At 31.8% G+C, this 22,596-nt stretch carries 21 protein-coding genes and 1 tRNA gene; 20 read left to right on the forward strand and 2 right to left on the reverse strand.

What is annotated here, in order from left to right; all coding sequences use genetic code 11:
- The 11 genes from QI155_RS00105 (at window position 1) to QI155_RS00155 (ending at window position 11,830) form a co-directional block, all read left to right on the forward strand.
- Entirely contained in the window at window positions 1-423 is a 423-nt protein-coding gene (locus QI155_RS00105) for a hypothetical protein (RefSeq protein WP_143600616.1), read from the forward strand.
- Window positions 424-879, forward strand: a complete 456-nt coding sequence (locus QI155_RS00110; protein ID WP_068858489.1) for a hypothetical protein — start codon at window positions 424-426, stop codon at window positions 877-879.
- Window positions 880-1,181: 302 nt separating this feature from the next.
- Entirely contained in the window at window positions 1,182-2,012 is an 831-nt protein-coding gene (locus tag QI155_RS00115; RefSeq protein ID WP_159426679.1) for a flagellar hook-length control protein FliK, read from the forward strand.
- A gap of 16 nt (window positions 2,013-2,028) precedes the next feature.
- Entirely contained in the window at window positions 2,029-2,442 is a 414-nt protein-coding gene (locus QI155_RS00120; protein ID WP_068858485.1) for a flagellar hook capping FlgD N-terminal domain-containing protein, read from the forward strand.
- 12 nt (window positions 2,443-2,454) lie between these two features.
- Complete coding sequence (gene flgE / locus QI155_RS00125; protein ID WP_281320866.1) at window positions 2,455-3,714, forward strand: flagellar hook protein FlgE; 1,260 nt, start codon at window positions 2,455-2,457, stop codon at window positions 3,712-3,714.
- A gap of 113 nt (window positions 3,715-3,827) precedes the next feature.
- The gene (locus QI155_RS00130) at window positions 3,828-6,251 is read left to right on the forward strand and encodes a TIGR03936 family radical SAM-associated protein (protein ID WP_281320867.1); all 2,424 of its coding nucleotides are present in this window, start codon (window positions 3,828-3,830) and stop codon (window positions 6,249-6,251) included.
- Complete coding sequence (locus QI155_RS00135) at window positions 6,248-7,759, forward strand: Rne/Rng family ribonuclease (protein WP_068858479.1); 1,512 nt, start codon at window positions 6,248-6,250, stop codon at window positions 7,757-7,759. Before QI155_RS00130 ends, QI155_RS00135 begins: the two co-directional genes overlap by 4 nt.
- A gap of 3 nt (window positions 7,760-7,762) precedes the next feature.
- Complete coding sequence (locus tag QI155_RS00140) at window positions 7,763-8,917, forward strand: (Fe-S)-binding protein (protein ID WP_068858477.1); 1,155 nt, start codon at window positions 7,763-7,765, stop codon at window positions 8,915-8,917.
- A complete protein-coding gene (locus QI155_RS00145) occupies window positions 8,901-9,722 on the forward strand; it encodes a YkgJ family cysteine cluster protein (protein WP_068858475.1) in 822 nt (273 codons plus the stop codon). Before QI155_RS00140 ends, QI155_RS00145 begins: the two co-directional genes overlap by 17 nt.
- A complete protein-coding gene (gene fsa / locus QI155_RS00150; RefSeq protein ID WP_068858473.1) occupies window positions 9,719-10,363 on the forward strand; it encodes a fructose-6-phosphate aldolase in 645 nt (214 codons plus the stop codon). Before QI155_RS00145 ends, fsa begins: the two co-directional genes overlap by 4 nt.
- Window positions 10,364-10,375: 12 nt before the next feature.
- Complete coding sequence (locus tag QI155_RS00155) at window positions 10,376-11,830, forward strand: DegQ family serine endoprotease (RefSeq protein WP_281320868.1); 1,455 nt, start codon at window positions 10,376-10,378, stop codon at window positions 11,828-11,830.
- On the opposite strand, the gene QI155_RS00160 is transcribed toward QI155_RS00155, so the two are convergent.
- Entirely contained in the window at window positions 11,804-12,352 is a 549-nt protein-coding gene (locus QI155_RS00160; protein ID WP_068858469.1) for a hypothetical protein, read from the reverse strand. The genes QI155_RS00155 and QI155_RS00160 overlap by 27 nt on opposite strands.
- Before the next feature lie 277 nt (window positions 12,353-12,629).
- Between QI155_RS00160 and trpE the strand changes: the two genes are divergently transcribed.
- From trpE to QI155_RS00205, 9 genes are all read left to right on the forward strand, one after another.
- Window positions 12,630-14,120, forward strand: coding sequence for an anthranilate synthase component I (gene trpE, locus QI155_RS00165; protein WP_281320869.1), 1,491 nt, complete (start codon window positions 12,630-12,632; stop codon window positions 14,118-14,120).
- Window positions 14,117-14,680 (forward strand): aminodeoxychorismate/anthranilate synthase component II, encoded by a 564-nt coding sequence (locus QI155_RS00170; RefSeq protein WP_068861407.1) that lies wholly within the window; start codon window positions 14,117-14,119, stop codon window positions 14,678-14,680. Before trpE ends, QI155_RS00170 begins: the two co-directional genes overlap by 4 nt.
- Entirely contained in the window at window positions 14,677-15,687 is a 1,011-nt protein-coding gene (trpD, locus tag QI155_RS00175) for an anthranilate phosphoribosyltransferase (protein ID WP_068861408.1), read from the forward strand. Before QI155_RS00170 ends, trpD begins: the two co-directional genes overlap by 4 nt.
- 3 nt (window positions 15,688-15,690) lie before the next feature.
- Window positions 15,691-16,299, forward strand: coding sequence for a hypothetical protein (locus QI155_RS00180; protein ID WP_068861409.1), 609 nt, complete (start codon window positions 15,691-15,693; stop codon window positions 16,297-16,299).
- A gap of 82 nt (window positions 16,300-16,381) precedes the next feature.
- Window positions 16,382-16,479, forward strand: a tRNA-Sec gene (locus QI155_RS00185).
- A gap of 27 nt (window positions 16,480-16,506) precedes the next feature.
- A complete protein-coding gene (locus tag QI155_RS00190; RefSeq protein WP_068861410.1) occupies window positions 16,507-16,851 on the forward strand; it encodes an Mth938-like domain-containing protein in 345 nt (114 codons plus the stop codon).
- A 23-nt stretch (window positions 16,852-16,874) separates the two neighbouring features.
- Window positions 16,875-17,057 carry a hypothetical protein gene (locus QI155_RS00195; RefSeq protein WP_068861411.1) on the forward strand — a complete coding sequence of 61 codons (183 nt, stop codon included), beginning with the start codon at window positions 16,875-16,877 and terminating at the stop codon, window positions 17,055-17,057.
- A 29-nt stretch (window positions 17,058-17,086) separates the two neighbouring features.
- Window positions 17,087-18,856: a formate--tetrahydrofolate ligase gene (locus QI155_RS00200; RefSeq protein WP_068861412.1), complete on the forward strand. Its 1,770-nt coding sequence runs from the start codon at window positions 17,087-17,089 to the stop codon at window positions 18,854-18,856.
- 70 nt (window positions 18,857-18,926) lie between these two features.
- On the forward strand, window positions 18,927-20,354 hold the full coding sequence (locus tag QI155_RS00205) for a methyl-accepting chemotaxis protein (RefSeq protein ID WP_068861413.1): 1,428 nt from the start codon (window positions 18,927-18,929) through the stop codon (window positions 20,352-20,354).
- Here QI155_RS00205 and QI155_RS00210 read toward each other — a convergent pair.
- Window positions 20,351-22,594: a response regulator gene (locus tag QI155_RS00210; protein WP_068861414.1), complete on the reverse strand. Its 2,244-nt coding sequence runs from the start codon at window positions 22,592-22,594 to the stop codon at window positions 20,351-20,353. The genes QI155_RS00205 and QI155_RS00210 overlap by 4 nt on opposite strands.
- Window positions 22,595-22,596: the final 2 nt, after the last annotated feature.

Raw genomic sequence — 22,596 nt, forward strand, 5'->3', positions numbered from 1 at the left:
ATGAAAAGCACAACATTAAATATGATACTTAAATTAAAGGAATGGGAAGAAGAACTTGAAAAACAAAAGTTTGCTTCAATAATTACTGAAAAGGGAAAGATGGAGTCTTACATTGAAGAAATAGAGAAAAGATTCGATTTTATTAAATATGAAAGAAACAATAATTTTACATCCGATGAACTTATTGCTGTTTTTAGTGAAATTCAGCATCTCACTGGATTATTGAATGAAGCAAGGGATATTTTACAAAAAATTAATGAAGAATTAGAAAAACAAAGAGAAATATATGAAGAATCATATAAAGAAAGAAAAAAAATAGAACAACTTTATGACAAACTAATATCAATGATTAGAAGAGAAAGAGAAAAAATTGAAGAAAAAATCATTTCCGATGTTTTTACAAGTAGATTCAGAGGTGCATAAGTGTTAAAAAGAGCAATTTTTTTAGGAATTTTTATAACTATAATTGGCATTACTGCGGGAACAATAATTGGACAGCAGACAACTTCAAAGGAATCTTCGCAAAGCATAGAAGAAGAAAGGATAAAAATACTTAAAGAAGATTTGACAAAAAAAACAGAGGAACTTAAAAAGCTTCGCGATGAAATTAATGCAAAGATAAAAGAACAGGAAGCAATAAAGGCTCAACTTGAAAGAGCTCAATCAGAAAACTTTCAGAGACTTGCCAAAATTTATGAATCAATGCCTCCTGAGGAAGCTGCTACAAGAATTGAAAAACTTGATGATGATACAGCCACAACCTTAATTCTTGCCATAAAACCAAGACAGGCAGCTAAAATTCTTGCAAATGTAAATCCTGAAAAAGCAGCAATAATCTCTAAAAAGATAGTTAAAATCAAGGAAAAGGAATCCAAGTAGGAATTTTTTTCCTCTTTCAATTACTCCCCATATAAGAATAAGTTCCTGGAAAATAAAGATTTTTTAAATGGCACAGGAATTGAATAATAATTTGCATGATTTTGATAGGCAATATAAACCTAAACAACTTAATCAGTCAAAATGAGAAGCAATCATTAGTAGTTCAGTCTTTTGATTCTAATAATCTTTTCGATAAATTTTTAAATCTCCTATTAGAAAACGAGGAAAATCAAAATGAGAGCGCACCATTTTTATTACCAAATTTATCTTTTCAGAATCTTATACTACAGGATTTACAGAAAATGCAGGAATTATTGAACTCATTAAATATATCCGCAGATATTAAATCTCTTTTAATAAAATGGCAGATTAATTCGGAAGAGTTAAGCAACATAATAAAAAATTTACAAAACATTGATAACAAAGACTTGCTCAATTTTTTAAAAACTCTCAATGAAAGCAATGAAAACAAACTTGATATACAATCATTAAGGGAGCTTGCAAATGATTTAAAAGCTAAAAATAATGAATCCCACCAGACAGATGTATTATTAGAAAATATAAAGAAAATTGTCAATTCTAAAGAAAACAGTCATTCGGATTTAAATCTCTTCAAAGAATTATCATTAGATAACTTAAACAATAAAACAGAAAAAAATATCCTTTCAAATAGAGATTCTCATAAATTCAAAATTGAAAGTTTAGTAGACAGCGAAGTTCAACTTTCCTCTATTATAAACAAGGAAGTTACAACAAGCAACAACCAACAAAAAATTGAACTTCCCTTTACAAGACTTCAGGAAATTTCAAATATTCTTTTCAAAGCAGTATCGAATTCATCAAAAACTCTTATAGTTCATCTTGAACCACCAGAATTAGGGAAAATTCTTATTAAACTTTCAATGGATTCTGCCGGTATAAAGGCTGATATGAAAGTTGACTACCCCTATGTTAAAGAGGCTTTAACAGCTTTAATTCCCGAAATAAAGAGTAATCTTCAGTCTTCAGGTGTTAAAATATCAGATTTCTTACTTGACCTTATGAGAGACTATCGGGGATATTCAGATTCTTATAATAATCAAGGGCAAAGAAAAAACAAAAACACTCAAAAATTTTTTGAATATTTTGCATAATAAGGAGGAATAAAAAATGGCAGATGTAAGCTCAATATTTGATAATCCCCTTTACACAATATCGGAGAAAACAAATGCAACAGGAAACAACAGACTTGACAAAGAAGCCTTTCTCAAACTTCTTACAGCCCAACTTAAATATCAGGATCCTTTAAATCCCTTAAAAGACACAGAGTTTATGGGACAATTAACAGCAATGACAACTCTTGAACAGATAATTAATATGAAGAGTACACTGGAGGATCTGGCTACCTATCAAATATACTCTAATGCTTTAATGATAGGTTCAACAATAATTGGTAAAACAGTTATAACAACCGATGGAACTGAATATACTGTAAAAGGAATTGCAATTGAAGAAGGGAAATTAAAGATTAATGTTGGTGAAAGTTATATAAATATGAGTCAGATAAAGGAGATTAAAGCTTAAGGAGGTGATAAAATGTTAACATCCCTTTTTACAGGTATAAGTGGATTAAATGCAAATTCTTTAGCTCTCTCGGTTGTAGGAGATAACATTGCGAATGCAAACACTGTTGGTTTTAAATCAAGCAGAGCAAATTTTGGAGATATACTTAGCCAGACCCTTGGTGGAGCTTCAGCTATGCAGGTTGGAAGAGGTGCAATGATTATAGACATTCAAAAAATGTTCACCCAGGGAACCCTTGAGACAACTGCAAATCCCCTTGATTTAGCAATTGAAGGAGATGGTTTTTTCATTGTAAGACAGCTAAATGGTCCAACATATTATACCCGTGCAGGTCAGTTCAGACTTGATAAAGATGGTTATGTTGTTGACCCAAATGGATACAGACTTCAGGCATATCAGATGAATCCCGATGGCACAGTAACTGGAGCAATTGGAGACATCTATCTTGCAGGATTAATGAGTGAACCGAGAGCAACCAACGAAGTAAAAATACAGGTAAATCTTGATTCAAGGCAAACTGTTCCTTCACAACCATGGACATCACCTTCAGGAGCAAGTCTGCCAGACCCTAATACTTATAATTTTTCGACAGCTATTACAATATATGACAGTCAAGGTAATCCCCATCTTGTATATACTTATTTTGTAAAAACTGCTGCAAATCAATGGACTGCATATATGGTTTATGACAGCAGTAGTGATCCTACAAATCCGAATTATACAGAAGCAGGAAGCTTTAATATAACCTTTGATGAAAATGGTAGATTAACTACAGATCCGCCAACATCATCATTTAATTTTGATTTTACACCATGGGGTGCAGCAGCACAGAATGTAACATTTAACTTTACTGACTCAACCCAATTTGGTTCACCGAATGCAGTGGTATTTCAGACGCAAAATGGATACTCTTCAGGAAATCTTATTGCAGTAACCGTTGACCAAGATGGAGTTATCTCTGGAGTATTTACCAATGGACAGGTTAAAAAGGTTGCTCAGGTAGTGCTTGCAAAGTTTGTTGCAGCCCATAATCTTACAAAGGTGGGTAAAAATCTGTTTCTTGAATCCTATGGCTCAGGTAATCCAACCTATGGAGCACCAGGAACAGTAGGAGTTGGTAAAGTTTTTGCAAACTCTCTTGAAGCAAGCAATGTTGACCTTGCAGAGGAGTTTGTCCGCATGATTGCTGCCCAAAGAGGTTATCAGGCAAATGTAAGGGTAATTACAACAACTGACAACATGCTTAATGAATTGATGAATATTGTAAGATAAAAAAGAACTCTTTGAAAGCCCCTTTTTGGGGCTTTCAATTCTATATATTAAATCCATAAAATTGCATAAAACTGTCTTTGTCTGTTTTAATTAAAAAAGGAGCTCGCAGAAAAATGAACCTTCTTTATTTTGAAAAACCTACAAGATATATTAACAGTGAAATAAATTCAATAATAAAAAAAGAAAAAAATAACATAAAATTTGCTCTTTGCTTTCCCGATGTCTATGAAATTGGAATGTCCCATCTAGGCTTAAAAATTCTCTATCACATTTTAAATAAAATCCCTGAAGTCTCTGCTGAAAGGGTATTTTCACCTTGGATTGATATGACAGAATATATGAAAAAAAATAAAATACCCATTACATCCCTTGAAACAAAAAGACCCCTCAAGGACTTTGACATTGTAGGCTTTAGCCTTCAGTATGAACTTTCCTATCCAGCTGTTTTAAATATGCTTAGCCTTGGACAAATTCCTTTAAAATGGGAACAAAGAATAGACAAATCCTATCCTTTAATAATTGCTGGCGGACCCTGTGCCTCTAATCCTCTCCCGATGTCTAAGTTTATAGATGCCTTTTTGATAGGAGAAGCTGAAGAGGCAATTTTAGAGTTCATTCAAGTTTATAAGGAATGGAAAAAGTCTGACTCAAATAAAGAAACTCTCTTAAAAGCAGTAAGTGAAATCGAAGGTTTTTATGTTCCCTTTGTTGGTAAAAAGATTACAAAAAGAAGATTTGTTAACAATTTAGAAAATGTTGATTTTCCAACTACTCCTGTTTTACCCTATATGAAAATCGTCCATGACAGAGTATCCATCGAAGTATCTCGAGGTTGTCCCTCAGGTTGTAGATTCTGTCAGGCTGGAGTTATTTATCGTCCCCTGAGATTTCGTTCTCCCGATAAAATCATTGAAATAGCTAAAAAATCAATAGATAACACAGGCTATGAGGAAGTCTCTCTTCTTTCCTTCAGCATAGGTCATTATCCTTATCTTTTTGAAATAATCGATATTTTAAACGAATTTTTTTCAGGTCAAGGAGTAGCTCTATCACTTCCTTCTATAAGAGCTGATAAAGTCACAAAGGAGCTTCTTCAAAAAATTAAATTTGTAAGGAAAACAGGATTTACAATTGCACCAGAGGCAGCTTCAGAGAGATTAAGAGGAGTCTTAAACAAAAATCTTACAAATGAAGACATACAAAGAGCATGCGGACTTCTTTTTGAAGAAGGCTGGCATAATATTAAGCTATATTTTATGATAGGACTCCCAACTGAAACAGATGAAGATATTGAAGAAATATCTAATATGACAAGGGAAATTCTTAAAACTGCTAAATTTCATACAAAAAAATTCATAGACATAAATGTTACAATTTCACCATTTATACCAAAACCTCACACACCCTTTCAATGGTTTGGGCAAAACTCCTTTGAAGAGATTAAAAGAAAGCTTGATTTTATTAAAAACGCCTTTTTAAGAAGTAAAATTCATTATAAAGGACATGACCCTAAAATGAGCATTCTTGAGGCATCTCTTTCAAGGGGAGACGAAAGGCTCTGTGAAGTTATATACCGTGCTTGGAAAGAAGGAGAAACTTTTTCAGCATGGACAGATTTTTTCAACTTTGAAAGATGGCAAAAGGCAATGGAGGAGACAGGTATAGATTTGCTCTCCTATGCGACTCGAAATTATGGTTTCGATGATGAATTACCCTGGGATTTTATTGATATTGGAGTAAAAAAGGATTTTTTAAAAAAAGAATATACAAAAGCTTTCAATCTTGAAAAAACTAATGATTGCACTATTATATGTGATGGATGTGGCATATCAATCTGTGAATTAAAAAAAGGAAGAACAGAAAAAATTGAAATTCCTCAATCTTTAATAAAAAATTTACCAAGAGAAAATATAGATTTTGATAATCAAACTTTTGTGAGATTTTGTCATATAAAAACTGGAAATATGAAATATTTATCTCAACTTGAATTAGGAAATTTGATTACAAGAGTTTTAAGAATGGCAAAAATTCCTTTTGTACTTACAAGGGGCTTTCATCCTAAACCTGAAATATCCTTTGGTCCTTCTTTACCTGTTGGAATAGAAAGTGAAAAAGAATACTTTGACTTAAAAATATACGGTGATTTTAAATTAGAGTATGTTGATAAATTAAACAGAATATTACCTGAGGGACTTAAAATTAAACATGCTAAGATTATCAATCCAAATACTCCTTCTTTAAACTCTTTTATTCAAAGATATAAATATCTGATAAACACAAAGGGAAAAAATCTCATGGTTTCTCCTGAAAGTTTAAGCAATATCCAGATAAAAAGAAATGATAAAAATTATACAATCACAGAAGTTTTAGAAGATGTTCAGATTTACAATAATCAAATATGTATAATAGTTAAAGATGGACAGATTAAGGCAAGAATTTCAGAAATTGTGGAAGCTCTATTAGGTCTTTCAGCAAAAGACTTAGAAATTAAAAGAATAGAAATGTATGGATATAAAGGAGGCTGGATAGAGCCTTGAGCAATGAACTTTTAATAAATGTAACAAAACAGGAATGTCGAGTTGCCCTTCTTGAAGGTGGACAGGTTGTAGAATTTTATATAGAAAGAAAGGGGGATGCAAGTTTTGTTGGTAACATTTATAAGGGCAGAGTGGTAAAAGTACTAAAAGGTATGCAAGCATGCTTTATTGACATAGGACTTGATAAAGCAGCTTTTTTGTATGTAGATGATATAAGAGGTGGTATAAAGGAGCTTTATCCCTTTTTAGAAGGCGATGAAGAAACAGAATTCATATCCAAGCTTGACTTTAAGGATGCCTCAATAGAAGAACTTGTTCAACAGGGACAAGAAATTTTAGTTCAGGTTGCAAAGGATCCTATCGGAACAAAGGGAGCAAGAGTTACATCAAGAATAACTTTACCTGGCAGATATGTGGTTCTTATGCCAGGTATGGAGCATATAGGAGTGTCAAGAAAAATAGAGGATGAAGAAAAAAGAAAACAACTTAAAGAGCTTGCAACAAAAATAAAACCAACAGGTTTTGGACTTATTATGAGAACAGTCAGTGAAGATGCTTCAGAAGAGGAAATTAAGAGAGATATTGATTTTCTATTGCTTCTATGGGATAACATTCAGAAAAAGAAAGATAAAGTTCATGCTCCTTCTTTAATTCATAGCGAATTTGACCTTGTCCTTAGAAGTCTCCGTGATTTTATGAATCAAAATGTTGACCGACTCATAATTGACAACTACAACGAATGGATAAGACTTAAAGAGTTTGCACAGATTTATTTTCCACGAATTGCCGATAAAATTGAGCTTTTCGAAGGTGATGAGCCTATTTTTGATGCCTTTGGAGTTGAAGTTGATCTTGATCGTTCCTTAGAAAGAAAAGTTTGGCTTAAATCAGGTGGATACATTGTAATAGACCAGACAGAAGCCATGACTGTTATTGATGTAAACACTGGTAAATTTGTAGGTAAAGAAAACTTAGAAGACACTATACTAAGAACAAATCTTGAAGCAGTCAAAGAAATAGCCTATCAAATAAGATTAAGAAATCTTGGAGGTATAATTCTAATAGACTTTATCGATATGGAAAAGGATGAAAATAAACAGAAAGTTATAAATGCAATGGCAGAGGCAATGAAAAAAGATAGAGCAAAAACTACAATTTACAATATTACCGATCTTGGGATAGTTCAGATGACAAGAAAAAGAACAAGGGAGAGTCTTGAGCACATTCTCTGTGATAGCTGTCCTTACTGTGAAGGCAAAGGTAGGGTTAAAAGTGCTAAAACCGTTGCCTATGAAGTGTTAAGAAAGCTTAAATTTATGACCTTACAAGAAGGGACAGAAATAACAGTTATCCTCAATCCACAGGTAGCTGATTTGCTTACCGATGAAGAAAGAGACTCTCTGGAAGAGATTGAAAATAGCAAAAAAATAAGAATAACAATAAAAAAGGATTCTTCATTACATAGAGAAAATTATTCCATATATAAAAACCCTCCATCTATTGAATAAAAAATGGAAATCCTTGAATGTAATAGATGTGGAAAATGTAAAGAATTTTGCCCAAGTTATCTGATTTTTCTAAGAGAATCCTTCTGCCCAAGAGGAAGATTTCAGCTTTCTTTATTACTTCAAGAACAAAAAATAAAGGAAAATGATAAGTTAAGAAAAAGAATATTTAGCTGTCTTCTTTGTGGTGCCTGTATTAATATTTGTCCTCTTCAGATTAATATACCCATGTTAATTTATGAGACAAGGGCTAAAATGCAAAAAAAGATGTTTAACTACTTTTTCAAATACTTTTCCCTTTATCCTAAGTTTTTCTTTTCAGCTCTGCATTTTTTGGGTAATTCAAAAATACTTTGTACTATTTTAAAAAAACAAAAGAAAATTCCAAGCTCCCTTTTAGAAAAATTTTTTGTTATTGAAAGCAAAAAAGCAGAGAAACAATCCTTTAAAATATACAACAAAATAAAACCTAAAGGTAGAGTTGCTCTTTTTTTAGGCTGTTCAACTAACTATATTATGCCTTCCTTGACTGAATCATTAGTATCCCTTTTATCAAATGAAAATTATGAAATTATTATTCCAAAACAAAACTGCTGTGGTGCACCTCTTTTAAGTAATGGATTTAAGGAAGAAACATTAAAAATTGCTAAGAAAAATATTGAAACATATAAATCCTTTAACATTGATGGAGTTATAACGCCCTGTCCTACCTGCGCTCATTTTATAGAAAATATTTATGAGGAAATAACAGGAGAAAGTATCAATGTCATACAAATCTCTGACTTAATAGAAAACTTACCAGTAAATTATACCTCTGAATCTAAAATATTTTTTCATGAATCATGCCACTCTTCAAACTATATTAAAGAAACTGATAAAATTCTAAATCTTTTAACTAAATTAGGGTTTCATAATATCCAAAGAAAAAGTGGTTGCTGCGGATTTGCGGGTATTTTTTCCTTTTTATTTGAAAAAGAATCTATGGATATTCTTCAGAAAAAAGTTTTAGAATATGAAAAAGCAGATATGATAATTACTTCTTGTCCTAATTGTATTATGCAGTTTAAGTTTGCAATGAAAGATAAAAAAATATTTCATTATCTTGAAATTATCAATAAAATCTTAACAGAAAGAGGAGAAAAAAATGGAAGAAAAATCTAACTTTGAAATTATTTTGCCTGACGGGAGTATTTATAGAAGGACTAAAAAAGAAAGTTCTGTTCGGGGCTATGATCCTGATGGAAAACCCAAAAAAATGAAATTCGAAATAAAATCCTCCTGTGAAAGGTGTGGACAATGCTGTATTAAGGATACACCTGTATTGCTAAAAGAAGACTTCCCTCTTCTTATGAAAGGAATTATCTCAGAAAGGGATATTTACACTGTCCGAGAGGGAGAAGCAATTCGTTCATTCATTGATGGAGATATATATTTTTCATCAATGGAACTAATAAAAATTCGACCAATAATAGGTACTTCAACATGCCTTTTCTATGACTATGACGAAGGTTGTACAATATATGAAAACAGGCCAACTGTTTGTAAAGAATACGAATGCTGGAATGAAAATGTATCAATAACAGGATTAGAAAAAAGAAGACTAACAAGATTAGATTTATTTGGTAGCATCGATATTTTGAAAAAAGCAATTGAAAAACATGAGGAAAACTGTTCTTTAAATATTTTTAACAGCTCTATTGATAAATTAAAATCTAAAAAATCTGAAACTATCAAGAAAGAAGAAGAAATTAAAGAGAAGGCTGATGAAAATTTTGAAAAAATTGTAGAGATGATTCTATATGATAGTGAAATCAGACAATGGGCAAAGGATAGGTTAAATATACAGGAAGATGTTTCTTCCCTAATTTTTGGCAAAAGACTCTTAGAATTGGCTCCCTTGTATGGATTGATAATAGAAAAGGAAGGAGAGAATTTTATAATCAAAGTTATGGAGGTAGAAGAATGAAATTTTTCATTGATACTGCCAATCTTGAAGAGATTAAAAAGGCTTGGGATTTAGGAGTCATTGACGGTGTAACAACAAATCCTTCTCTTCTTGCTAAAGAAGGTAAAGATCCCTTGAGTTTACTTAAAGAAATATGTGAAATAGTTGACGGACCTGTTAGTGCAGAGGCTATCTCATTGGATTATGAAGAAATGGTAAAGGAATCCCTTGAACTAAGTAAAATTCATAAAAACATAGTGATAAAAATTCCTATGACAGAAGATGGACTAAAGGCAGTAAAAAAACTTTCTCAGGAAGGGATTAAAACAAATGTTACTCTGATTTTTTCCCCAACACAAGCACTTTTAGCTGCTAAAGCAGGAGCAACATATGTAAGTCCTTTTGTAGGAAGACTTGACGATATAAGCCATTTTGGTATGGATTTAATTCGAGATATTCAGATAATTTTTGAAAACTACGGATTTGACACAGAAGTTATTGTAGCAAGTATTCGAAATCCTTTACATGTTCTTGAAGCAGCCAGAATTGGTGCTGATATTGCAACTATTCCATACTCAGTAATTAAACAACTTATTAAACACCCACTTACAGATATTGGAATAGAAAAATTTCTTAAAGATTGGGAGAAAATTAAGAAATAGGAGGTGTAAAAGATGAAAAAAAATAAAAAATTTCTACTATCTGGAATTCTTCTTATTTTTATCGGAATTACAATAGGATTGATTATTTCATCAAAATTTGATTTTCAAACAAAGGGATACTCTGAAGACTATCAGATTTCAAGGGAATCTCAGGAGACTCTGTCAAAAATTGGCAGTGCAATGGCAGAAGTTGTTCAAGCTGTTAGACCTTCTGTAGTAAATATCTATACTACAAAAAAGATAAAAAGACCAGGTATACCTTTCCCCTTTAACGATCCCTTCTTTAGAAGATTTTTTGATGATGAATTTGAAAGATTCTTTGACAGGCAAAGGGAATTTACCCAAACTTCTTTAGGTTCAGGTGTAATTGTTGATAGTTCTGGTTATATTCTTACAAATTATCATGTTATAAAAGGAGCTGATGAGATTAAAGTTAAACTTTACGATAAAAGAGTATTCGATGGAACAGTAATTGGATTTGATGCAAAAACAGATATAGCGGTTGTTAAAATTAAAGCCGATGGACTTAGAGCTATCAAGTGGGGAGATTCAGATAAGTTAAAAGTGGGTGAAACTGTAATCGCAATTGGAAATCCCTATGGACTAAATCTTACAGTGACCAGTGGAATAGTCAGTGCTACTGGTAGAGCAAATGTTGGTATTTCTGATTATGAAGATTTTATTCAGACCGATGCAGCAATAAATCCAGGAAACTCCGGTGGACCCCTTGTAAATGTAAAAGGTGAACTTGTAGGAATCAATACTGCAATTTTTAGCACAACTGGTGGATATCAAGGAATAGGATTTGCCATTCCAAGCAATATGGCAAGAGTTGTCATGGATAATTTAATCAAACATAAAAAAGTTGTTCGTGGCTGGCTTGGCGTCACTGTTCAAGATATAGATACTGAAATGGCAAAGTCTTTACAAATGAAAGAACTTAAAGGAGCTGTAATTACCGATGTTCATGAAGGAAGCCCTGCAGAAAAAGCAGGACTTATGCGAAAAGACATTATAATTAGTTTTGATGGTAAAGAAGTTGAAGATTCTGCCCATTTAAGAAATCTTGTAGTTAGTACTCCTCCTGGCAAAACAGTAAAATTAGAAATCATCAGAAATGGAAAAGTACATTCAATAACTGCTACAATTGGTGAACTACCTGCAGAACAGAAAGTTTCTCTTTCAGAGTCTGTTCTTGCTGGCATTCAAGTTGAAGAGCTTACAACAAGATTAAGAAATCAGCTAAATATTCCAAAAAGAATAAATGGAGTTGTTGTAACTTCTATAGATCCAGATTCACCTGCGGAGGGATTGTTGACAAAGGGAGATGTAATTATAGAAATAAACAATCAAAAAATCAACAATGTTAAGGATTTCATGAAAGTAGCAGGACAGGTAAAAAATCAAGCAGTTGTATGGTTTTACAGAAAGGGAGTTGTATCATATATTACCCTGAAAATTAGATAACGATTGGAAGAAGGAGTTCAGCATCTGCTGTTTTAACTGAAGCATTAAGTTGAAAGTATTTGAAAACTCACGAAAAACCTTCGCAGGTGCTGACTCCATTTCACTTAAAAGATCCTTACAAAAATACCAATTACATCTCGATGGTCTAATGTAACGAGGTATTTTACAGCCTTTTTCTGTAAGTAAATAACAGGGTTCCTTTACATCAAGATTTCTCTCGGGAATCGGAAATTTTTCCCGTAATGCTAAAATGTATATTAGATCATCATATTCATATCTGCTATTTTTATTTAAACAGCATATGTTTGTACAGGAAGAACAAACTTTTTTGGAATAAAAATCAATAAAAGGATCTATTTTCAAAATACACTCCTTTATTTGCTGAGCTATATTCATAGATTCTTTAAAAGTTTCAGGAAAATTTTTAAAAAGAGCATCTATTCTTTCAACAAGTCTCTTAAATTCTAAAATATTTCCCCATAATAATATTTCTCCCTTATTGATTAACGAAAATCTTTCCATTTAAGATATTATAAAATAATCTGAGTTAAATTGGAGGAATGCTTTTGAAGAAGAGAATACTTAAAAATGCTAAATGCAAATATTGTAAGAACTCAATAATTATTTTCTTTTATTGAAGAAGGGTTGTGCTCTGCTGTAGTGAATGCGGAGCAGAATTTAAAATCTCTCAATACTTAGAGGAGATAGATGAAGAAACATGGGAGATTATTTCCCGTCGGTCCTGTGATAGAGCATAAGATAAATTGCCTTTTTTTTTTAAATATCTATAAAATATTAAATGAACTTAACGTTGGATAGCTTCGTTGAACTCTCTGAAAAATATAATGTTATCCCTATATACACCGAAATTATAGCTGACTTTGATACTCCAGTGGGAGTATTTCTTAAACTTGACAAAAAACCTTCTTTTCTACTTGAAAGCGTTGTTGGAGGAGAAAAATGGGGCAGATATTCAATTATAGGCATTGAGCCTATAGCAACAATCTCATATTATAAAAATCAGATAACCATCGAAAGTAAAGGCAAAAAAGAAACTTTTACAAACGTAAATCCTTTTAATTTTTTGAAAAATTTCTTTTATAAGTTTAAACCCTATATAGATACAGAATTACCAAGATTCTTTGGAGGAATGGTTGGATATATCTCCTATGATACAGTAAAGGTTTTTGAAAAAGTTCCTGACACATGCAAAGACTCTATGAATGTAAATCAAATATTCCTTATGATACCCGAAACTTTATTAATCTTTGACAATCTTAAACAGTCCATTAAAATAGTATTTAATGCATTTGTAGATGGAAATAAAGAAAAAATTTTTAAAAAGGCTCAAAAAACAATAAATAAGATAATACAATCATTCAAATCCCATAAAGATGAAAGATTCAGAAAATATTTTTTAGTTCCTAAAGCATCTAAAGATGTCCTTTGTGATTTTAACTCAAATTTTACAAAAGATGAGTTTTTAAAGGCTGTGGAAAAAGCTAAAGAGTATGTAATTTCAGGAGATGTTGTTCAGGTTGTAATATCCCAACGATTTGAAACAGATACTAAGTGTCATCCCTTTGACATTTACAGAGCCTTAAGAATTATTAATCCTTCTCCTTATATGTTTTATATTGATACAGGAGATATTTTTCTTGTTGGTTCTTCTCCTGAAATTCTTGTTAGATTAGAAGAGAGTAAAATAACTTTAAGACCAATTGCAGGAACACGAAGAAGAGGAAAAACAGAGGAAGAAGACATAGCCCTTGAACAGGAACTTCTATCTGATGAAAAAGAAAAGGCAGAACATATTATGCTTGTTGATCTTGGAAGAAACGATGTAGGCAGAGTTGCGGAAATTGGTTCTGTATCTGTTACTGAATTGATGACAGTTGAAAGATACAGCCATGTTATGCACATTGTAAGTAACATTGAAGGTAAACTTCGCAAGGGGCTTGATATGTTTGATGTTTTTATGTCCTGTTTTCCTGCAGGAACAGTTACAGGCGCACCTAAGGTAAGGGCTATGCAGATAATTGAGGAACTTGAACCAACTTGCAGAGGTCCTTACGCTGGTGCAGTTGGATATTTTGGATTTGGTGGTAATATGGATATGTGTATTGGAATAAGAATGCTTTCCATAAAGGATGGCAAAGTATATGTTCAAGCTGGAGCCGGTATAGTTGCAGACTCAGTCCCAGAAAATGAATACCAAGAAACAATAAATAAAGCTTCGGCAATGTTAAAAGCAGTAAGCTTCATAAATTTTGAGGATGAGCAAAAATGATTCTGATAATTGACAACTACGACTCATTCACCTATAATCTCTATCAATACATCGGAGAACTAAGTAAACATGTAATAGTTTATAGAAATGATCAGATAACAATAGAACAGATAGAAGAAATGAAACCTGAAAAAATAATTATATCCCCAGGACCTTGTACTCCAAAAGAAGCTGGTATATCCTGTGATGTAATAAAGCATTTTGCAGGGAAAGTACCAATTTTAGGTGTATGTTTGGGACATCAGGCAATTGGTGCAGCCTTTGGTGCTAAAATCATACGTTCTCACGAGATAATGCATGGGAAAACCTCTCTTATTTATCATGATGAAAAAACAATTTTCAAAGGAATCTCAAATCCCTTTGAAGCAACAAGATATCATTCATTAATTATTGAAAAAGAAAGTCTTCCTGAATGCTTAGATGTATCTGCATGTACTTCAAATGGTATAATTATGGGTGTAAGACACAAAGAATATATAATTGAAGGTGTTCAGTTTCATCCAGAAAGTATTCTTACAAAGGTTGGTAAGGATTTATTAAAAAACTTTTTAAAACTATGATACAAGAAGCCATTTACAGATTAAGTAAAAAAGAAAATCTACCTGCAGAAATTTTAAGAGATAGCTTTATTGAAATAATTGAAGGAAAAGCTTCAGAAGCACAGATTGCAGGGTTTCTTATGGGACTTGCTATGAAAGGTGAATCAGAAGAGGAAATTTTAACAACAGTAGAACTTTTTAGAGATTATGCAATAAAAATCAACTCTCCCAATGGAGCTATTGACATTGTTGGAACAGGAGGAGATCGTTTAGGAACCTTTAACGTATCTACTGCCACAAGTTTTGTTGTTGCAGGTGCTGGTGTGCCAGTGGCAAAACATGGAAATCGTTCTGCATCAAGTCAATGCGGAAGTATAGATGTTTTAGAAGAGTTGGAAGTAAAAGTAGATATGACTCCTGAACAAGCTGAAAAATGTCTGTTTGAATGTGGTTTAACTGTTCTTTTTGCTCCTCTTTATCATCCAGCAATGAAAAGAGTTGTTCCTGTAAGAAAGGAACTTAAAATAAGAACAATCTTTAACATCATTGGCCCCATGCTTAATCCAGCTATGGTAAAGAGACAACTAATTGGTGTTTTTTCAAAAGATTATATGGAAACAATTGCAAAGGTGCTTATGAAATTAGGATCTGAACAAATAATAGTTGTCCATAGCGAAGAAGGACTTGATGAGATATCTATATCAGGCAAAACTTTTTTAGTAACCGCAAAGGATGGGAATCTCTATAGTACTACCATAACTCCAGAGAATTTAGGATTAAAGAGGTCTTTTATTGATAATGTGAAAGGTGGAGACAGAAAGGAAAATGCTAAGATAATTATAGATTTACTTAAAGGAAAAAAAGGTGCACCACGAGATATGGTTTTAATGAACTCTGCAGTTGCATTACTCATTGCAGGTAAGGTAAAGGATTTTAAAGAAGGGATAGAGCTTGCAACGGAAAGTATTGACAGCGGAAGAGCCTATAAAAAATTAGAAGAATTAAAAAGATTATCAAATTTAAATTAGACTATGGCAGAATTAGGAAAAATAGAGAGATTAAATATAGAGGAGTTTAAAGGAAAAAGAAAGCTTTTTTGTATTCCCAATATTTTTATCCCTGACGATGAAGATGAAAAATTAAAAAATTTAGTTGAGCAGTATTGGCAGGAGGCTATCTCACATATAGAAAGACTTGAAAAATTAGGTTTTGTTACAAAGATATTTGTAGAAACCATATTCATCGAAGGTCAGGATGCTGTTGATGTAATAAGAGATACAAATCCCTATTTATATTTTTTAATTGAAAAAAAAGTTTCTCAAGGTGCTACTGTTGTTGGTATAGAAGACCCGGAAATTTTCGGTGCTTTTATTGATTGGAGTAACTGTTTGAGAATTGTGAAAACAGCATCGGTTTTACAAAAAGTTTTTAACTATTACAATGAAATTAATCAAAAAAGAATTGAGGTTATTTCAAATAAAATAAATGAAAATTTACAAGAAGGTGAATGCGCAATTGTTATTCTAAGAGATCAGGAAAGAATGAAACTTTCTTTGCCTAAGGATATAGACATTTTCTTAGTTGTACCATCTGTTTATGATGATATCTTAAAATATTTAAGAGATAAATTTTTATCCTAACTGTCAATCTCTATTGGCAAAATTATTTCATATTCTGTAAAATATTGCGATAGAAATATTTATGCAAAATATTTCTATTAAAGGGAGTGTATGGGGTTCTGGTGTCCCTCCTGGACTTCAAATCCAGTGTTGCCTGTGAGTAACAGGCAGGGTGGGTTCGATTCCCACACACTCCCGCCAAAATTAAATTTATTGCAGGAGGTAAAAATGAAGATTTCATCGTATACCTTTGGCAAAATTATAGTTAATGGCAACGAATACAATGCTGATTTAATAATTTTCCCAGACACTATTTGTCAATCATGGTGGAGAAAAGAGGGACATTCTCTTTGCATAGAAGATTTAAAGGAAGTTTTAAGTAGAGACATTAAAATTTTAATTGTAGGCACAGGTGCCTATGGTAAAATGAAAGTGCCTGAAAGTCTAATTCAGGAACTAAGAAACAAAGGAATTGAAACCATTGTAAAAGAAACAGACAAAGCTGTAGAATTATTCAATACCTTTATATCTGAAGGGAAAAAGGTTGCAGGTGCCTTTCATTTAACCTGCTAAACATTTTTAAAAGGAGAAAGTATATGGAAGAAAAACAACAACCCCGTCCAGAAAGAGTTGCTATTGTTAAAATGTTACCAAAGGATATTAAAGAAAAATTAACGATTGAAGAAATGAATGCTTTACTTTATGATGAAATTCTGCCAGATTCTTTACTGGAAAAACTTCAGGATTATTTGGCAGATTTTGATAATCCAACAGAATAGCTCAAAAAATTAATTCTCTGGAGAATTATATGCTTCCTGATCCTACAATATATCCTGATTGGCTTATTGCACAGATTGCAGAAAAATCAATGAAAACAATCTTTCAACTTGCCGATGAAATAGGTATTGAAAAAGAAGAGTTAATCCCCTATGGTTATTATATCGGTAAAATAGATTATCAGAAAATTTTAAATAGAATAAATAACAAGCAAGATGGTAAATATATTGTTGTAACTGCGATCACACCAACTCCATTCGGAGAAGGTAAATCTACCACAACTATTGGAATTGTTCAAGGACTTGGTAAAAGAAAGAAAAAGGTAGGCTGTGCTATAAGACAACCATCAGCAGGTCCTCTTATGAATGTTAAAGGAACAGCTGCTGGAGGAGGACTTAGTCAATGTATTCCAAGAACTGAATATTCTTTAGGTTTTACAGGTGATATAAATTCAATAATAAATGCCCACAATCTTGCAATGGTTGCTTTAACAGCAAGAATGCTTCATGAAGCAAACTATTCCGATGAAATTCTCATAAAAAAAGGGTTGAAAAGGCTTGATATTGATCCTAAAAGAGTAGAAATTGGATGGGTTATAGATTTCTGTGCTCAGGCTTTAAGGAAAATTGTTATAGGTTTGGGAGAAAAAAAAGATGGTGTAACAATGCAGTCTCGTTTCGATATAGCCACATCCTCTGAATTAATGGCAATATTAAGCTTAGTAAAAAATATCAAAGAATTACGAGAAAGAATTGGCAAAATTACTGTTGCCTATTCAAAATCTGGCAAGCCCATTACAACAGAAGACCTTGAAGTTGCCGGAGCAATGACTGCTTTAATGCTCACTTCAATTAATCCCAATTTAATTCAAACTATTGAAGGGCAACCTGTTTTAGTTCATGCTGCTCCTTTTGCAAACATTGCAATTGGGCAGTCTTCAATTATTGCTGACATGATAGGATTAAAACTTTTTGATTATCACATAACTGAAAGCGGATTTGGCGCTGATATAGGTTTTGAAAAATTTTGGAACATAAAATGCAGATATTCAGGACTTAAACCAGATGCAGCAATTATTGTTACCACTTTAAGGGCGTTGAAATATCATGGTGCAGACAAGGATGCTCCTAAAATAATACCTGGTAATCCACTGCCAAAAGAATATTTTGAAAAAAATACTCAATGGCTTAAAAAGGGAATGGAAAATTTATTCCATCACATAGAAATTGTAAAAAAATCAGGACTTATTCCTGTAGTATGTATAAATAAATTTCAACAAGACTGTACGGAAGAATTATATTTAGTTAAAAAACTTTGTGAGGAAAGCGGAATTTTAGCGGCAATTTCAGAGCATTGGAGCAAAGGCGGAGAAGGAGCATTGGAATTAGCTGACAAAGTCATAGAAGCTTGTGATAAAAATGCTAACTTTCAATTTTTATATGAAACCAAACTTCCCCATATATCAAGAATTGAATTAATTGCAAGAAAAATTTATGGTGCCGATGCTGTTGAATTCTCAACAACAGCTCTGGAAAAACTAAAAAAAATTAATTCAAATCCTGAATTTTCCGATTATTCTATTTGTATTGCCAAAACCCATTTAAGTCTCTCAGACAATCCAAAATTAAGGGGTGTGCCTAAGGGCTGGCAACTATTTGTCAGAGATATCTTGATTTTCAATGGAGCAAAGCTCATTGTTCCAGTTGCAGGGGAAATTAGTTTAATGCCGGGAACAGCATCAAATCCAAACTTCAGAAATATTGACATAGATTTAGAGACATATAAAGTAAAAGGTATATAAAAAAGTATTGACAAAATTATGATTTTTCGCATATTTTATAAACTAATTTTTAATTAAGAAGGAGGAATTTATGCCTAAAAGAGTTGATATTGAAAAAAAGATACTTGCTATTTCTTTATACAGAAAATTCCTTATAGTTTTTAATACCTCTATTGTTCTATCTACAATAATTCTATTAGCTGGCTTGATATTAACTGGTTATAACATATATGGAGAAGAATTTATTACTAAAAGAATAGGCATAGTGGAAACACTTATAAAGTTTGCTCCTGCAATTGTTATTTTTGCTTTAGCTTTGATTGCTATATCAACAGCTAATGTCTTTTGGTTTAGAAAACAAATTATTTATCCTATAACAGTTATAGAAGATGCTATAGAGGCAATTAGACAGGGCAATTTTGACAAAAGAATAAATCTTAAAACAGGAGATGAATTCCAAAAAATTGCAGAAGCTTTTAATCAAATGATGGATAAACTATCTACACTTATTCAAACTGAGGAAGAAAAAAGAGAAATGCAAAATAATATCATTAAGTTTTTGCAAGTTATGACATCCGCTTCAGAGGGAGATCTTACAAAAAGAGCAGAGGTTACACCAGATGTCTTTGGTTCTCTGGCAGATGCTTTTAATTTAATGGCTGATGGATTAAGTCAACTTGTCAATGAAGTTCAGAATTCAGCCAATGATGTTGGTGAAAAAACAGTTATTATCAACGAAATTATTACGAAATTAAAAACAGGAGCACAAATTCAGAAAAATGAAATAGAAAAAATTGCTTCTATGATAGCAGAATCTTCTGAAATCGCATCATCTACTACTGAAAAAACAATGGTTGCTACAGATGTTTCAAAGGAAGCCTTAGAAGCCATTAATAAAGGAAATGAAATTATTACTGAAACTATGAGCAGCATTCAGTTAATTAGAGCAGCTGTTCAAGTAATAAATAGAAGGATGAAGTTACTTTCCGAAAAATTAATGGAAATTGGTACAATATCCTCAATAATAAGTGAAATAGCTAACAGAACAAATCTTCTCGCCTTAAATGCATCACTTGAGGCAGCAAGAGCTGGAGAAGAAGGCAAAGGTTTTATTGTTATTGCTGAAGAAATTAGGGGATTAGCAGATAGGACAGCTAAATCTTCAAAAAATATTTCTGAAATTTTAACATCTATTCAAGAAGAAGCAAGTTTGGTAACAAAACATCTTGAAGAAGAAACCAATTATGTTGAAGTAGGCACAAAAATGGTCACAGAAACCACATCAATATTTGAAAAAATTGACTCAATAATAAGAAAAATTGGAGATATTATATTAGATATAAATGAATTTGCCAAAAAACAAAAAAATATAACATTTGATGAAGTAAGTTCTATAGATGAAGTTAAGAAAGTTACAGAAAATATAACAACAATTACAGAAGAACTTACAACATTATCTCAATCACTTTCTAAAACTTCTAAAGAGCTTATTGAAGTTACAGGAAGGTTTAAAGTTTAATAAATAAAGTTTTTTAAGATTTCAAATTTAGCAAGAAGGTCTGTTATTGTTTTTTCATCAAAGGGTTTTATTATAAAACCATCTGCTCCAAGGTCAATAGCTTTTTCCTGATGCTTTTTTGTACCCCTTGATGTTAAAACAATAATTGGTAAATCTTTGAATCTGTAGTCTTTTCTTAATCTGCTAATTAGTTCATAACCATGCATAACAGGCATTTCAAGATCAGTTATAACCGCATCAACATGTTTATTTTCTAAGATATTTAATGCTTCAACACCGTCTTTTGCAGTATATACTCTAACATTTTTTGATTCAAGCAATGTTTGCAAAGATTTCCTCACACTTATTGAATCATCTACAACAAGAACAGTTCGTGAATATGTTGTGCCTTCAAAAATGTGAGTTGTAGTTGCATAAGTAAAATTAAACTCTTCTTCAAAAATTCTTAATGGATCTATCACAAGTCTTGGAACACCATTGCTTGATATAACATATCCCATGTATTGAGTTAGACCCTCCAAGAATTTACCAAGAGGATATATAGTAGTTTCCTCTTGCCCAAGTATATTTTCAACAAATAATGCCTTTCTGATTCCTGAAAAATTAAAGATAATAATATAACCTTTATCTTTATCCCTACCATTAGAGGAAAAATATAGTTCAGAAAAAATTTTGACTGGGATTATTCTATTTTTGTGATTGATTTTTCTATCCCTTTTTACTTCTGGGAAATCATCTGCCAATAAAATTTCTTCTATATAGTTAATTGGTATGGCAAATTCAAGATTAGATGAACTAAAAATTAACAAATAACTGATTGTTAAAGATTGAGGTATTTTAATTAAAAATGTTGTTCCTCTGAAAGGTTCAGAAAATACCTCTATTGTTCCCTTTAATCTAGTAATAGTTGTTTTTACTATATTTAGTCCCATCCCTCTACCACTCTGAAAATCAACTTCTTCAGATGTTGAAAATCCAGGTGCGAAGATATAAGATAGAATTTCTTCTTTATTCATGAATGCTAACTGTTCTTGAGATATTAATCCTTTATTAATAGCAATTTCCTTTACTTTTTCAATATCTATTCCATGACCGTCATCACTAATGGAAATAGTAATGTATTTTCCTTCTTTTTTGATGTTAATTTTTATATTTCCTATCTTAGATTTACCTAATGCAGTCCTTGTTTCAGGCGGTTCTATTCCATGATCTATGGCATTCCTTAAAAGATGAAGAATAGGCTCATAAAGGGCATCAAAAATTGGTTTATCAATTTTTACATCACTACCTTTTATTTCTATATTTATTTTTTTCCCTAAACCTTGAGCTATGTCTTTTATAGCCTCTGTGATTTTATTTAATAATCTTCCGATTGGAATCATTCGCATCATGAGCAAATTATCTCGTAGATTATTAATTTCTTTAGTTAGAGATTTAAAATTGGAAGATAAATTATCAAAGAATAATATTAATTCATTTAATCCTTCGTTAATATCATTAGTAATCTCTGCTATTTTCCTTGTAAAAATATGATACTCATCATATCTATCAAATTCTAAATCACTGAAATCAGTAAAGAAAGAATCTAAAACTTTATGTGTTTTATCTAATGGTGTTAACCAATATCTATCTGAGAATGTGGTTATCTCATTGAACAATTTTTTACCACTATTTAATATTTCATCAACCAGTGATCTTAGTTCCTTTTCTCTATCATTAATTATATTTTTATTCAGAATAATTTCTCCCAATATATCAAATATATTTTCAATATGGCTAAGATCAACCCTCACAGAATTAAGCATTGGCATAGGAATATAGGTTTCTGTAACCTGTTCTGGCTGGTAAGATATTTTTCTCTCTATAATATCTTCAATTAATCTCAAAAGATTATCATCAATTTCTGATTGTTCCTGTTTAAATTTTGATAATTCATTTATTAAAGATACAATCACATTTACTACTTTTTTAATTACATTTAAAATAGAAGACTCATATTCTATTTCGTCATTCATCAATGCTTCAAATAGGTCTTCAAGTTTATGGGCTAAAGTTGCGATTTTATTAGATTTTACAATTGATGCAGAACCCTTAAGAGTATGAGTAGCCCTGTATAATGCTTCAAGGGTATCTTTATTATATCCTCTGTGTTCTAAATCTTCTAATCCCTCTATAATTGTGTTGATATATTCTTCTGATTCTAATAAAAAATATTTTATTAATTCTTCCTGATTAATCATCC

The sequence above is a fragment of the Thermodesulfovibrio sp. 1176 genome (genome assembly GCF_029946585.1).
GTDB lineage: Bacteria > Nitrospirota > Thermodesulfovibrionia > Thermodesulfovibrionales > Thermodesulfovibrionaceae > Thermodesulfovibrio.

Excerpts from the sequence above, each read along its gene's own strand:
- QI155_RS00140 (WP_068858477.1), top strand. The coding sequence starts at position 7,763 with ATGGAAATCCTTGAATGTAATAGATGTGGAAAATGTAAAGAATTTTGC.
- QI155_RS00210 (WP_068861414.1), bottom strand. The coding sequence starts at position 22,594 with ATGATTAATCAGGAAGAATTAATAAAATATTTTTTATTAGAATCAGAA.
- QI155_RS00200 (WP_068861412.1), top strand. The coding sequence starts at position 17,087 with ATGCTTCCTGATCCTACAATATATCCTGATTGGCTTATTGCACAGATT.
- QI155_RS00170 (WP_068861407.1), top strand. The coding sequence starts at position 14,117 with ATGATTCTGATAATTGACAACTACGACTCATTCACCTATAATCTCTAT.
- QI155_RS00120 (WP_068858485.1), top strand. The coding sequence starts at position 2,029 with ATGGCAGATGTAAGCTCAATATTTGATAATCCCCTTTACACAATATCG.
- QI155_RS00145 (WP_068858475.1), top strand. The coding sequence starts at position 8,901 with ATGGAAGAAAAATCTAACTTTGAAATTATTTTGCCTGACGGGAGTATT.
- fsa (WP_068858473.1), top strand. The coding sequence starts at position 9,719 with ATGAAATTTTTCATTGATACTGCCAATCTTGAAGAGATTAAAAAGGCT.
- QI155_RS00160 (WP_068858469.1), bottom strand. The coding sequence starts at position 12,352 with ATGGAAAGATTTTCGTTAATCAATAAGGGAGAAATATTATTATGGGGA.
- QI155_RS00195 (WP_068861411.1), top strand. The coding sequence starts at position 16,875 with ATGGAAGAAAAACAACAACCCCGTCCAGAAAGAGTTGCTATTGTTAAA.
- QI155_RS00190 (WP_068861410.1), top strand. The coding sequence starts at position 16,507 with ATGAAGATTTCATCGTATACCTTTGGCAAAATTATAGTTAATGGCAAC.
- QI155_RS00115 (WP_159426679.1), top strand. The coding sequence starts at position 1,182 with ATGCAGGAATTATTGAACTCATTAAATATATCCGCAGATATTAAATCT.
- QI155_RS00155 (WP_281320868.1), top strand. The coding sequence starts at position 10,376 with ATGAAAAAAAATAAAAAATTTCTACTATCTGGAATTCTTCTTATTTTT.
- trpD (WP_068861408.1), top strand. The coding sequence starts at position 14,677 with ATGATACAAGAAGCCATTTACAGATTAAGTAAAAAAGAAAATCTACCT.
- QI155_RS00205 (WP_068861413.1), top strand. The coding sequence starts at position 18,927 with ATGCCTAAAAGAGTTGATATTGAAAAAAAGATACTTGCTATTTCTTTA.
- QI155_RS00105 (WP_143600616.1), top strand. The coding sequence starts at position 1 with ATGAAAAGCACAACATTAAATATGATACTTAAATTAAAGGAATGGGAA.
- trpE (WP_281320869.1), top strand. The coding sequence starts at position 12,630 with ATGAACTTAACGTTGGATAGCTTCGTTGAACTCTCTGAAAAATATAAT.
- flgE (WP_281320866.1), top strand. The coding sequence starts at position 2,455 with ATGTTAACATCCCTTTTTACAGGTATAAGTGGATTAAATGCAAATTCT.
- QI155_RS00130 (WP_281320867.1), top strand. The coding sequence starts at position 3,828 with ATGAACCTTCTTTATTTTGAAAAACCTACAAGATATATTAACAGTGAA.
- QI155_RS00180 (WP_068861409.1), top strand. The coding sequence starts at position 15,691 with ATGGCAGAATTAGGAAAAATAGAGAGATTAAATATAGAGGAGTTTAAA.